This window comes from Streptomyces sp. NPDC001137, from assembly GCF_040298885.1.
In the GTDB taxonomy this organism is placed as follows: domain Bacteria; phylum Actinomycetota; class Actinomycetes; order Streptomycetales; family Streptomycetaceae; genus Streptomyces.
This window is the reverse complement of sequence record NZ_JBEPBA010000020.1, coordinates 115,385-127,630: the sequence shown is the minus strand read 5'-3', so window position 1 is coordinate 127,630 and position 12,246 is coordinate 115,385. Positions and strand designations below refer to the sequence as shown.

Sequence of the window (12,246 nt, the reverse complement as noted above, 5' to 3'; positions counted from 1 at the left end):
TACAACCCGCACCCCGAAGGAGCCGAGATGGCCCACATCGAATCCGAAGAACAAAAAGCCCTCCGCTCAGCAGTCGCCGCCCTCGGCAAACGCCACGGCCGCGACTTCGACCGCGAGGCACTCTGGTCAGAGGCGGCCAAGCTCGGCTACCTGGGCGTCAACCTGCCGGAGGCATACGGCGGCGGAGGCGGCGGCATAGCCGAACTCTCCATCGTCCTGGAAGAACTCGGCGCCGCGGGCTGCCCCCTCCTCATGATGGTCGTCTCCCCGGCGATCTGCGGCACAGTGATCGCCCGCTTCGGCACCGAGGACCAGAAACGCACATGGCTCCCGGGCCTCGCCGACGGCACCCGAACCATGGCCTTCGGCATCACCGAACCCGACGCCGGCTCCAACAGCCACCGCATCACCACCACGGCCCGCCGCGACCCGGACACCGGAGACTGGCTCCTCACCGGCCGCAAGGTCTTCATCTCCGGCGTGGACATAGCGGACGCGACCCTGGTCGTAGGCCGCACAGAAGACGCCCGAACCGGCAACCTGAAACCCTGCCTGTTCATCGTCCCGCGGGACGCTCCCGGCTTCACCCGCCGCCAGATCGACATGGAACTCCAGGCCGCGGAGAAGCAGTTCGAGCTGACCCTGGACGACGTACGCCTCCCGGCCGACGCCCTCGTCGGTGACGAGGACGCAGGCCTGCTCCAGCTCTTCGCCGGCCTCAACCCCGAACGCGTCATGACCGCCGCCTTCGCCATCGGCATGGGCCGCTACGCCCTCGCGCAGGCGATCACCTACGCCCGCGACCGCACCGTCTGGAAAACCCCCATCGGCGCCCACCAGGCCATCGCCCACCCCCTCGCCCAGGCGCACATCGACCTCGAACTCGCCCGCCTGATGATGCAGAAAGCGGCCCACCTGTACGACGCCGGAGACGACGTCGGCGCAGGCGAGGCCGCCAACATGGCGAAATACGCGGCCGGCGAGGCCTGTGTCCGAGCCGTCGACCAGGCCGTGCACACCCTCGGCGGAAACGGCCTGACCCGCGAATTCGGACTCGCCTCGTTGATAACGGCCGCACGCGTGGCTCGTATTGCTCCGGTGAGCCGGGAGATGATTCTCAACTACGTCTCCCACCAGACTCTGGGCCTTCCCAAGTCGTACTAGACCGTCGTGGCTGCCTTGGAGGAACCGTGTTCCGCAGCGAGTACGCAGACGTTTCGCCCGTAGAGCTCCCCATCCACGAAGCAGTGCTGGGCCGGGCCGCCGAGTACGGTGACACGCCCGCCCTCATCGACGGCACCGACGGCACCACCCTCACGTACGAGCAACTGGACCGCTTCCACCGGCGCATCGCGGCCGCGCTCGCCGAGGCCGGCGTACGCAAGGGCGACGTGCTCGCCCTGCACAGCCCCAACACCGTCGCCTTCCCGACCGCCTTCTACGCGGCCACGCGCGCGGGTGCCACCGTCACCACCGTGCACCCCCTGGCCACCGCCGAGGAGTTCGCCAAGCAGCTGAAGGACTCGGCGGCCCGCTGGATCGTCACCGTGTCACCCCTGCTGGAATCGGCACGCAGGGCCGCCGAACTCGCCGGCGGCGTCGAGGAGATCTTCGTCTGCGACAGCGCCCCCGGACACCGGTCGCTGATCGACATGCTGGCGTCCGCCGCGCCCGAGCCGGAGGTCGCCATCGACCCGGCGGAGGACGTCGCCGCACTGCCGTACTCCTCGGGCACCACCGGCATCCCCAAGGGCGTCATGCTCACGCACCGCCAGATCGCCACCAACCTCGCCCAGCTCGAACCCGTCATGCCGTCCGGCCCCGGCGAACGCATCCTCGCCGTCCTGCCCTTCTTCCACATCTACGGCCTGACGGCCCTCATGAACGCACCGCTCAGGCAGGGCGCCACGGTCGTCGTCCTCCCGCGCTTCGAACTCGAAACCTTCCTCGCGGCCATCCAGAACCACCGCATCACCAGCCTGTTCGTGGCCCCGCCCATCGTTCTGGCCCTCGCCAAACACCCCCTGGTCGCCCAGTACGACCTCTCGTCCCTGAAGCACGTCATCAGCGCCGCCGCCCCCCTGGACGCCCAGCTCGCCGCCGCCTGCTCCGAGCGGCTCGGCCTGCCACCCGTCGGCCAGGCCTACGGCATGACGGAACTGTCACCCGGCACCCATGTGGTCCCCCTCGACGCCATGCACGAGGCACCCCCCGGCACCGTCGGCAAACTCATCGCGGGCACCGAGATGCGCATCGTCTCCCTCGACGACCCCGACAAGGACCTCGGCGCCGGCGAGTCCGGCGAGATCCTCATCCGCGGCCCCCAGATCATGAAGGGCTACCTCGGCCGCCCCGACGCCACCGCCGCGATGATCGACGCGGACGGCTGGCTGCACACCGGAGACGTCGGCCACGTCGACACCGACGGCTGGCTGTTCGTCGTCGACCGCGTCAAGGAACTCATCAAGTACAAGGGCTTCCAGGTGGCCCCCGCCGAACTCGAAGCCCTCCTGCTCACCCACCCGGGCATCACCGACGCGGCCGTCATCGGCGTCTACAACGACGACAACAACGAAGTCCCGCACGCCTACGTCGTCCGCCGGCCCACCGCCACCGACCTCTCCGAAGGAGAGGTCATGATGTACGTCGCCGAACGCGTCGCCCCCTACAAACGCGTCCGCCGGGTCACCTTCATCGACGGCATCCCGCGGGCCGCGTCCGGCAAGATCCTCCGCCGCGAACTCCGAGCACTTCAGGAGCGCACATGACGTTGATCGGACGTGCACGCGCGCGTGGCATCGAGACCCTCAGCCTCGACTCCCCGGCCAACCGCAACGCACTCTCCGCGGCACTCGTCGGGGAACTGACCGACGCACTGACGGACTGCGCCAAGGACACCGACGTACGCGCGGTCGTCCTCACCCACACCGGCAACACGTTCTGCGCGGGCGCCGACCTCCGCGACCCTCCGGCCCCGGACGCACTCGTCGGGCTGCTCCGGCAGATCGTCGAGCTGCGCAAACCGGTCGTGGCCCGCGTCACCGGCCATGTGCGCGCAGGCGGCCTCGGCCTGCTGGCCGCCTGCGACATCGCCGCCGCCTCGCCCCAGTCCACCTTCGCCTTCACCGAGGTACGCATCGGAGTGGCCCCCGCGGTCATCTCCCTGCCCTTGCTGCCCCGCACCGACCCCCGGGCCCTCGCCCGCTACTACCTCACCGGCGAGCGCCTGGACGCGACCGAGGCGGCCCGCATCGGCCTTCTGACCGCCACCGGCGACGACGTGGACGCCGTACTCGAACCCATCCTGGACGGACTGCGCCGAGCCGCCCCGCAGGGCCTGGCCGAGACGAAAGCGCTGCTCACAGCTAAGGTGCTCGAAACATTCGACCGGGACGCGGCCGACCTCACCGCGCTCTCGGCCCGGCTGTTCGCCTCCCCGCAGGCCCGCGAGGGGATGACGGCCTTCCTGGAACGACGGGATCCCACATGGGTGCTGTGACCACCGACAACGGCGTCGACCGCGCCGACCGCGTACCCAAGCAGGACCGCAGCCGAGCCACCCGGCAGCGCCTCCTGGAAGCCGCCGTGGCCTGCCTCGCCGAACACGGCTGGGCAGGCTCCACGGTCTCCGTCGTCGCCGAACGCGCCGGCGTCTCCCGCGGCGCCGCCCAACACCACTTCCCCACCCGCGAGGACCTCTTCACGGCAGCCGTCGAATACGTCGCCGAAGAACGCTCGACGGCGCTGCGCGCCCTGTTCCCGCAGGGAGCGGCCGGAGACCGGCGGGCGGTCGTGTCGGCCCTCGTCGACCTCTACACCGGCCCGCTCTTCCGGGCGGCGCTGCACTTGTGGGTCGCCGCCTCCAACGAGGAACAGCTTCGTCCGCGCGTCACCGAACTGGAGGCGCACGTCGGCCGCGAAACCCACCGCATCGCCGTGGACCTCCTCGCCGCCGACGAATCCCGCCCCGGCGTACGCGAAACCGTCCAGGGCCTCCTGGACATGGCCCGCGGCCTCGGCCTCGCCAATCTGCTCACGGACGACACCGGCCGCCGGGAGCGGGTCGTCGCCCAGTGGGCGGCCATCCTGGACCGGGAACTCAGGGGCTGAGCCGCTCCACCCGCCATCCCCCGTCCGCCTCCGCCACATACCGCAACCGGTCGTGCAGCCGGTTCTCGCGGCCCTGCCAGAACTCCACCGCCTGCGGGGCGATCCGGAAACCACCCCAGTTCGGGGGCACCGGGACCTGCTCGCCCTCCGGGTAGCGGGCGGCCAGCTCGGCATACGAGGCGTCCAGGTCGGCGCGGGTGGAGATCACGCTCGACTGGGCGCTGGCCCAGGCGCCGAGCTGCGAACCGTGCGGACGGGTGCGGAAGTAGGCGGCGGTCTCGTCGCGGCCGGTGCGGCGCGCGATGCCCGTGACGATGACCTGGCGGGCCATCGCATGCCAGGGGAACAGGAGCGAGACGTACGGGTTCTCCGCGAGGTCACGGGCCTTGCGGGAGTCGTAGTTGGTGTAGAAGACGAAACCCTGCTCGTCGAAGTGCTTCAGCAGCACGGTGCGGGAGGTGGGGTGGCCCTCGGCGTTCGCCGTGGAGACGACCATGGCGTTCGGCTCGAAGAGATGGGCCTGCGTCGCGGCCTGCTGGAACCAGCGCGCGAACTGCGCCACCGGAGTGGCGGCCAGATCGGACTCGGCGAGGCCCTCGGCCCGGTACTGCTTGCGCATGGAGGCGGGATCGAAGGGGGCGGCGTCTCGGTCGGTCACCCGGTCATCCTGCCGTATGAGCAGGTGCCGTTCCGCATGGTGTCCGTCATGATTTCGGCAGGAGCGCCCGTCGTATACGACGAGCGCCTGTGGCACTGAGTGCCGCGAAGCCTCCCCAAAAGTGGCACTCGGGGATATCGTGCTGGTGCGTTCTGGTTGAGCGACCAGCCGCGCGGGGCATGACCAGGGTGGCCACCGAGGACCGCGAGTCGCACGACCGACCGGGGATCCAGCGGCCGAGCCGCCGTTTCCGCAGTACATCTGCCCCACCCATCCGTCGTACACATCACGAGGAGCCGCCTGATGTCCGACTTCGTACCCGGACTCGAGGGAGTCGTCGCGTTCGAGACGGAGATCGCCGAACCGGACAAGGAGGGCGGCGCCCTCCGGTACCGGGGCGTCGACATCGAGGACCTGGTCGGTCACGTCTCCTTCGGAAACGTGTGGGGACTGCTCGTCGACGGCGCCTTCAACCCCGGCCTGCCGCCCGCCGAGCCGTTCCCGATCCCCGTGCACTCCGGCGACATCCGCGTGGACGTCCAGTCGGCGCTGGCCATGCTGGCACCCGTCTGGGGTCTCAAGCCCCTCCTCGACATCGACGCCGAGCAGGCCCGCGCGGACCTCGCCCGAGCCGCCGTCATGGCGCTGTCGTACGTCGCCCAGTCCGCGCGCGGGCAGGGTCTGCCGATGGTTCCGCAGCGCGAGATCGACAAGGCCCAGTCCGTCGTCGAGCGCTTCATGATCCGCTGGCGGGGCGAGCCCGACCCCAAGCACGTCGCCGCCGTCGACGCCTACTGGACCTCTGCCGCCGAGCACGGCATGAACGCGTCCACCTTCACGGCCCGCGTCATCGCCTCCACCGGGGCGGATGTCGCCGCGGCGCTCTCCGGGGCCGTAGGAGCGATGTCCGGCCCGCTGCACGGCGGCGCGCCCTCCCGTGTGCTCGGCATGATCGAGGAGATCGAGCGGACCGGCGACGCGGAGGCCTACGTCAAGCAGGCCCTCGACAAGGGCGAGCGGCTGATGGGCTTCGGACACCGCGTGTACCGCGCCGAGGACCCACGCGCGCGCGTGCTGCGGCGTACGGCCCGCGAACTGGGCGCTCCGCGGTTCGAGGTCGCCGAGGCACTGGAGAAGGCGGCACTGGCGGAGCTGCACGCACGGCGCCCGGATCGCGTCCTCGCCACGAACGTCGAGTTCTGGGCGGCGATCGTTCTCGACTTCGCCGAGGTGCCCGCGCACATGTTCACCTCGATGTTCACGTGCGCCCGTACGGCCGGCTGGTCGGCGCACATCCTGGAGCAGAAGCGGACGGGCCGGCTGGTGCGGCCGTCCGCGCGGTACGTGGGGCCGGGGCCGCGTAGTCCGCGGGAGATCGAAGGGTACGACGGCATCGCCCACTGACCGGGTGTCTTAAGAAGCGCGGGCGACTGCGGATGCTTTACGGCTGGCCGCTCCCCCACTCTCGACTTCGCTCGAGCGGGGGAGCCCCATCGCGGCGGAGCCGAAAATCATGCAGCCCCGCGCCCCCACCAGCGCTTGTCACACCGGCGTCAGCAGGTTCCCGTGGTGCCGTTCCGCCACCAGCGGGTGGGCTCGCAGCTTGCCCTTGAGCTCGTTGTAGCCGTATTCGGCGAAGAGGGGGTTCGCCGGGTCGTCGGTCACGCCGGGTGCGGTGGAGGCATGCGGGAAGGGCAGGGGCTTGATGCGGGCGTCCAGGCGCGGGTTGTAGAAGAAGGGCACGGAGAAGCGCTCCGTGGCCCCCGCCGGGCTCACCACCCGGTGGTTGGTGGCGACGAGGTATCCGTTGGTCGCCACCTCCAGCAGTTCGCCGAGGTTGACGACGAAGGCGCCCTCCAGGGGCGGCACGTCATGGAACACGCCGTCCTCCCGTTGCACCTGCAGACCGCCGACCTGGTCCTGCAGCAGGAGGGTCAGAAAACCGTAGTCCTTGTGGGCGCCGACTCCCTGGTCGGCGCCGTCACCAGCGGTTCCCGGGTACCGGACGAGCTTGAGGTGCGGGTGGGCGTGGGTGCCGAAGACCGGGTCGTAGAAGTCGGCCGGGGCGCCGATCGCGGTGAGCAGTTCGTGCAGCAGCCGCTGGGCGACTGTGCTCAGCCGGTCGATCCAGGCGAGCGCGGCGGTGCGCAGTTCGGGCAGGGCGGCGGGCCACTGGTTGGGGCCCTGCAGCCACCAGTAGGCGGGCTCGTCGGGGCCGGGCGTGCGGGCGGGGCGTTCGGCGCCTATGTCGAGCTGGTCGCGCCAGTCGCGGGCACCGGCGGTGCGTTCGTCGCCAGTGCGGGTGTAGCCGCGGAAGTGCGGCGAGTTGATGTTGTCGAGGGCGAGCCGGTCGGTTTCGGGGAGCCGGAAGAAGGCGTGCATGGCTCGTACGAGCCCGTCAGTCTCGGCGGGGCCGACTCCGTGTCCGACGAGCTGGAAGAAACCCACGTCGTGGGCGGCGCTGTGCAGCCGGGCGTGGAGCAGCGTACGGGCCTGGGGGCCGCGGTCGGCGGCCGAGAGGTCGATGATCGGGAGCTGCTGGTACGACGGGATCGTCGCGCTGTACGTCATGAGGTGCGTCCGCAAGGTGAACGGGGCAGGAGGCAGCCGCCGAGGGTGGGGCGGGGCCCGGTGCCGAAAAGGGTGAAGAGAACGGGGGTTGGGTCAGGCGGAGCGCCGACAGCCCGTGCTCGTGACGCGGACGTAGTCCACATGGCGGCGTCGAACGAGCAAAATCATGTGCTCAGAGTACTGCTCACCGAAGAATCTGTACGTGGCGCTGCTCACTGCCGCAGATCTTCCCGCACCCCGAGAACGCAGACGACCCGCGAGCTCGGTTCCCCCTGCCTTGCGGCGGGGGAGCCGGCCGGACGTACCGGCGAGCTCGCGGGTCGGGTGACTGCGTTGGATTAGGCCGGCTGCGTGTTGCTCGCACACGCTGGTCCGGCACCGCACTGGGTGTGGTGGCGGGCCGCTAGCCCGCAGCCACCTCGCGCGTCCGGGTTTCACTCATTTACCCGATCACCTCCTCTCTCACGTGGTCGCCACACTAAGCAGCAAGCGGATGGCGCTCAAGGCATTTTTGGAGATATCTCGGCAGGGCTTCCGGTCGGTCGGTGTACCCGTAGCCGTCACCTCGCTGTAGAAGCCGCAGATTCCAGTGGGAGACGTTGATCCGCCCCGCTCGTGTACTGAGACTGTGCTGTCCCCTGGCGCGGACGGAGATGCGTCCAGTCCAGGTTCCGGCCCACTTACCGGAGGGCATGGTGGCGCGCACAAGATCTCCGGTGACGTATCCGAAGTGCCGCTTCGCACGAGCCCGCCGTAGACGTGGGAATCCGTACCGGTCGGGAGTGGTGCGTGCGTAGGAGCCGCGTCCGGTGGCCTTGGCGACGAGCACCCGCGAGGGAAACCGTACGATCGCGTCCCCGCTCTCGTGATCGAGACGGCCGACGGACAGGGCATCCAGTGTGTGCGTCTTGTCGAGGCGCATTGCATCGCGGTTTGACTTGGTCAGCTCCCCCGGCCAGGTGTGTACGGGCCTGCCGAGACTTTCCAATTCCTCCGTGAGGCGCCGCTGAGTGCTGTTCATGGCGGCGGCGTCGCGGAGCGATGCTTGAGTTTGCTCGAGGATCTGGGCCAATCGGTCGGGGCGGTGAGCGAGGAAGGACTCGACGGATCTGCTGCCTTTGGCCTTGTTGCAGGGCACGCAGGCGAGGACGAGGTTGGAGATGCGGTTTGAGCCGCCTCGGCTGCGTGGCCGTAGATGCTCGATGTTCAGGGGCACCTCAGTGGCGTCGCAGTAGGCGCAGGCGCTGTTCCACTTGGCGTTGAGGTAGGCGCGGACTGTGGTCCCGGCGAGCGGGCCCTGTGTGTATTCGGCTCCGTAGAGAGGTCTGCCCGCACTCATGGCGTGGGTGTCGAAGGAGACGTTCTCCATGTGGATCTCGGTGACGGGGGCATAGCGGCACATACGAGTTGCTTGGGACAAGGTGGTGTCGACGCGGTGCCGCAGAGAGGGGGGTAGCCATCCCGTCGGGTGGGGCCGGTTGTTGTAGCGGGGGGCTCGATAGCGGCAGTTGGCCGATCTCCTTCTGTGTCGGTATCCGGCGCGTTGTTGCATGCACATGCGGATCTGGTCGCCGCGGTGCTGGAGTTCGACCGAGATCAGCCCGCGTCGGACGGTGACAGTGGCACCTTGGCCGTTGGTCTCCTTCTTCTCGTCTGTGAGGTGGAGCCCCGTGCCTTTGGAGCCGGGGTCGATGCGTAATTGGACGCCGTCGACTTCTGAGTCGGCGAGGGTGCGATCTTTCAGCCGGATGGTGAAGGGGACCTGCCGAGCGACCACGGCCCGTCCCTTGCTCAGGAGTTCGCGGGCGCGGGCGGGGTGGCAGGGCATGAGGGGTTGTCCGTCCTTGGAGAGGACGAAGACTCGGCTTGCGCCGACACCACCCGTGTACGACTGGTCGTGCGTGGGAGCGTCACCGCTCCCGTTCTCTGCCGCGTCCGCTGCCGTGGCAACGTTCTTGGCGTGACGCCGACGGGCCCTGGTGCTGTGCCCGCCGGTCTCCCCTCGCCCATGTTTCCTACCGGTGCCCCGCGCGGTGGCGGGGTGTCCGTGAGCCGTTTCGTCCCTGCTCCCAGGGGTGTCTGCTCCCACGGATTCCAGAGCAGGCTGCTGAGGAAGCACAGCCTGGTGGGTCTGCTCGCCTGCAGGAAACGTAGTCATCTGGGGCACCTCCCTGATCTTCGGATCGTGATGACTTGGGCTGGTCACTCGGCAGCCTTTCCGGCTGGGGAGCGAGTGACCTCCTTTCAACGTGTGAGACCGACGCTAGTGATCAAGCCGTAAGCAGGTGTCCAAACCGCCAGATGGCGCTCATTCGTGCGAAGAACTCAAAATCCTCGAATGATCAGCCGATCTCACTGCTAGCTCGCCCGGCATAACCCGCTATCACAAGTCGCCCTGCTCACTTAGCTTTTCGACCATGACGGAACGACGAGTGATCCTCAGCGGTTCGACCTTCGAGGAGCAGATCGGCTACGCCCGCGCCGTGGTCGACGGGGACTGGGTGCACGTCTCGGGGACCACGGGGTTCGACTACGCCACCATGACGATCTCCGACGATGTGGTCGAGCAGGCCGAGCAGTGCATACGGAACATCGGGGCGGCGCTCGCAGAGGCGGGGTCCGGGCTCACCGATGTCGTACGCGTGCGGTATCTGCTGCCCGAGCGGGAGGACTTCGAGCCGTGCTGGCCCGTTCTGCGGCGGGCGTTCGGGGAGGTGCGGCCGGCGGCGACGATGATGGTGTGTGGGCTTTCCGATCCCCGGATGAGGATCGAGATCGAGGTGTACGCGCGGCGCCCGGCGCTGCGGATCGAAGCCGTGGGCTCCGAGGCCATGCTGGAGGAGTGGCGGTTCGTCCACAACGCGGTCGTGCCGCCTGCCGCCATGTCCCTGGACGAGGCGCGGGAGCGGCTCGGGCGGTATCGGCTGGAGAACGCGTATCTGGGGGATGTTCTCGTCGGGTGTTCGACCGTGCGGCCGCCGGTGGGTGATGAGGGTGTGGCCACGGTGATCGCGCGGGTGTTGCCCGGGTTCCGGGGGCGGGGGTTCGGGCGGGCGCTGTACGAGAAGGGGCTGGCGCACGCGCGTGTGCTGGGTGCCGGAGTGGTCGAGACGTGTGTGCTGGCGGCGAACGAGGGCGGGCTGCGGTTCGCCGAGAAGTGCGGGTTCGTCGAGACCGACCGGTATGTGCTGGACGGCGAGAGCGATCTGTGGATTGATCTTCGGCTGGTGATGGCCGGATCATAGGGATCGGCGGGTGTTACAACGATTCCCTCAATCTTGGGGAACTCGGTGTGTGCTGCGTCACGTTCCAGTTAGATGATTGCGAGTGAGCGAACCGACGCGCCGTACGTGCGGACGCAGCTTGGCAGGGGGTCCAGGTGAGTGCTTCCCGGCGTAGTGGGACCACCGACGAGCTGGGGCCTGATGAGCCCGAGCGGGCCGGCCCGGTGGGCCCTGACGGCTCCGATCTGCTGGCCGCGCTGCTCGACGGGATGGATGCGGCGCTGTGTGCCTTCGACGCGGGCGGGGTCGTCACCCATTGGAATCGTGAGGCCGAGCGGATTCTGGGGTGGACCGCGGCCGAGGCGGTGGGCCGGCACGGTTTCGCGGGGTGGGCTGTGCGGCCCGCGGACGCCGAGGAGGTCGAGAGGCGGCTGATGTCCGCCATGGAGGCCCCGGGGCGGCAGGTCCACGAGTTCGCGCTGCTGACGAAGGACGGCGGGCGGGTGCTGGTGCGGACGCAGTCCGCGGCGGTGCGCGGGCCCGACGGCAAGCCCGCGGGTGTGTACTGCGCCTTCAGCGAGGTGCATGCGCAGATCGATCTGGAGCGGTCGATCGCGCTGAGCGAGGCGTTGTTCGAGGACGCGAGTTGGGGTGTCGTGCTGGTCGACGCCGATCTGCGGCCCGCGGTGGTGAACGCCCATGCGGCGCGGGCGCTCGGTATCGGGCGTACGTCGGCGCTCGGGCGGCCGCTGGGGGAGCTGCTCGCCCAGGGCGTGGAGGAGCTGGAGAGCGCGCTCACGCATGTGCTCGCGGAGGGTGCGCCGCCGGCACCGGCCGAGATCTGGGTGAGTGTGCGGACGCCTGAGGGCGATCAGCGGCGGTGCTGGCGCTGTGGCTTCGTACGGCTGGCGTCGCCGCTCGCGGAGGAGCCGGTGCCGTTGGGCGTCGCCTGGCTCTTCCAGGACGTGACGGAGGGCAAGCAGAGCGAGCAGGAGGCCGCGCTGCTGCGGTTCAGGACCAATCAGCTGCACCGGGCCGCCCGGGCGGCCGCGGAGTGCGAGGACCCGGGTGAGGCGGCGACCGTGCATCTGGACTTCGCGCTCGCCGGGTTCGCCGACCATGCGCTGATCGACCGGGTGGCGGGCGGTGCGGTGGCCGACGGGGCGGAGGAGGGTCCCGTACGGCTGGTGCGGGTTGCCGCGACGCCGTCCGGGGCACCGGGGCCGAGTCTGCTGACCGGGCAGGCGGGGTTGCCGGTGCGGTACGGGCAGGGGCATCCGGCGTTGCAGTGCGTGGAGCGGACGGGGTCCGTGCGGGCGAGCGTGGGTGCGGTGCCGGCGGAGCAGGCGCGGGAGTGGGCGGAGGCCCGGCAGTGGCCGGCGGATGCCGTGCACGCGTTGTGCGCGGTGTTGCGGAGCCGGGGGCGGACGTTGGGGGTCGTGACGTTTCTGCGGGGGAGTGGGCGGAGTCGGTTCGAGCGGGTGGACGCGGTGTACGCGGAGGATGTCGCCGTGCGGATTGCCGCGGCGTTGGATTTGGCGGGGGTTGTGGGGCGGGGGTAGCCGACGTCTGCCTGGCGGTGCACGGCGGTGGGGTGAGCCGGGGGTGGGTTTTGCTCGCCCGCGCCGGCGGGGTGCCGCCTCTCTTTGGGTCGGGAGCCGCCCTAGGCGGCACGCATGCCCG

General features: G+C 69.7%; 10 protein-coding genes. 7 read left to right on the top strand and 3 right to left on the bottom strand.

Annotated features, from left to right (window positions below; translation table 11 throughout):
- Positions 1–27 precede the first annotated feature (27 nt).
- Genes ABT254_RS32695 through ABT254_RS32680 form a run of 4 tightly spaced genes read left to right on the top strand, consistent with a single transcriptional unit; the run spans position 28 to position 4,110 of the window.
- A complete protein-coding gene (locus ABT254_RS32695) occupies positions 28–1,164 on the top strand; it encodes an acyl-CoA dehydrogenase family protein (RefSeq protein WP_351478060.1) in 1,137 nt (378 codons plus the stop codon).
- Between the two features lie 26 nt (positions 1,165–1,190).
- Positions 1,191–2,768 (top strand): 4-coumarate--CoA ligase family protein, encoded by a 1,578-nt coding sequence (locus ABT254_RS32690; RefSeq protein WP_351478057.1) that lies wholly within the window; start codon positions 1,191–1,193, stop codon positions 2,766–2,768.
- Complete coding sequence (locus ABT254_RS32685) at positions 2,765–3,499, top strand: enoyl-CoA hydratase family protein (protein ID WP_351478054.1); 735 nt, start codon at positions 2,765–2,767, stop codon at positions 3,497–3,499. Before ABT254_RS32690 ends, ABT254_RS32685 begins: the two co-directional genes overlap by 4 nt.
- The gene (locus ABT254_RS32680; protein WP_351478051.1) at positions 3,487–4,110 is read left to right on the top strand and encodes a TetR/AcrR family transcriptional regulator; all 624 of its coding nucleotides are present in this window, start codon (positions 3,487–3,489) and stop codon (positions 4,108–4,110) included. Before ABT254_RS32685 ends, ABT254_RS32680 begins: the two co-directional genes overlap by 13 nt.
- On the opposite strand, the gene pdxH is transcribed toward ABT254_RS32680, so the two are convergent.
- The gene (gene pdxH, locus ABT254_RS32675; RefSeq protein ID WP_351478048.1) at positions 4,100–4,768 is read right to left on the bottom strand and encodes a pyridoxamine 5'-phosphate oxidase; all 669 of its coding nucleotides are present in this window, start codon (positions 4,766–4,768) and stop codon (positions 4,100–4,102) included. The genes ABT254_RS32680 and pdxH overlap by 11 nt on opposite strands.
- A gap of 303 nt (positions 4,769–5,071) precedes the next feature.
- Here pdxH and ABT254_RS32670 point away from each other — a divergent pair, with 303 nt between their 5' ends.
- A complete protein-coding gene (locus ABT254_RS32670) occupies positions 5,072–6,172 on the top strand; it encodes a citrate synthase 2 (RefSeq protein WP_351478045.1) in 1,101 nt (366 codons plus the stop codon).
- Positions 6,173–6,310: 138 nt separating this feature from the next.
- On the opposite strand, the gene ABT254_RS32665 is transcribed toward ABT254_RS32670, so the two are convergent.
- The gene (locus tag ABT254_RS32665) at positions 6,311–7,339 is read right to left on the bottom strand and encodes an isopenicillin N synthase family dioxygenase (RefSeq protein WP_351478042.1); all 1,029 of its coding nucleotides are present in this window, start codon (positions 7,337–7,339) and stop codon (positions 6,311–6,313) included.
- 478 nt (positions 7,340–7,817) lie between these two features.
- Positions 7,818–9,497, bottom strand: a complete 1,680-nt coding sequence (iscB, locus tag ABT254_RS32660) for an RNA-guided endonuclease IscB (protein ID WP_351478039.1) — start codon at positions 9,495–9,497, stop codon at positions 7,818–7,820.
- A 259-nt stretch (positions 9,498–9,756) separates the two neighbouring features.
- Between iscB and ABT254_RS32655 the strand changes: the two genes are divergently transcribed.
- Positions 9,757–10,584, top strand: a complete 828-nt coding sequence (locus ABT254_RS32655; RefSeq protein ID WP_351478036.1) for a GNAT family N-acetyltransferase — start codon at positions 9,757–9,759, stop codon at positions 10,582–10,584.
- 134 nt (positions 10,585–10,718) lie between these two features.
- The gene (locus tag ABT254_RS32650; RefSeq protein ID WP_351478033.1) at positions 10,719–12,125 is read left to right on the top strand and encodes a PAS domain-containing protein; all 1,407 of its coding nucleotides are present in this window, start codon (positions 10,719–10,721) and stop codon (positions 12,123–12,125) included.
- The last annotated feature ends 121 nt before the right edge of the window (positions 12,126–12,246 follow it).

Excerpts from the sequence above, each read along its gene's own strand:
- ABT254_RS32695 (WP_351478060.1), top strand. The coding sequence starts at position 28 with ATGGCCCACATCGAATCCGAAGAACAAAAAGCCCTCCGCTCAGCAGTC.
- ABT254_RS32685 (WP_351478054.1), top strand. The coding sequence starts at position 2,765 with ATGACGTTGATCGGACGTGCACGCGCGCGTGGCATCGAGACCCTCAGC.
- ABT254_RS32680 (WP_351478051.1), top strand. The coding sequence starts at position 3,487 with ATGGGTGCTGTGACCACCGACAACGGCGTCGACCGCGCCGACCGCGTA.
- ABT254_RS32670 (WP_351478045.1), top strand. The coding sequence starts at position 5,072 with ATGTCCGACTTCGTACCCGGACTCGAGGGAGTCGTCGCGTTCGAGACG.
- ABT254_RS32665 (WP_351478042.1), bottom strand. The coding sequence starts at position 7,339 with ATGACGTACAGCGCGACGATCCCGTCGTACCAGCAGCTCCCGATCATC.
- iscB (WP_351478039.1), bottom strand. The coding sequence starts at position 9,497 with ATGACTACGTTTCCTGCAGGCGAGCAGACCCACCAGGCTGTGCTTCCT.
- ABT254_RS32655 (WP_351478036.1), top strand. The coding sequence starts at position 9,757 with ATGACGGAACGACGAGTGATCCTCAGCGGTTCGACCTTCGAGGAGCAG.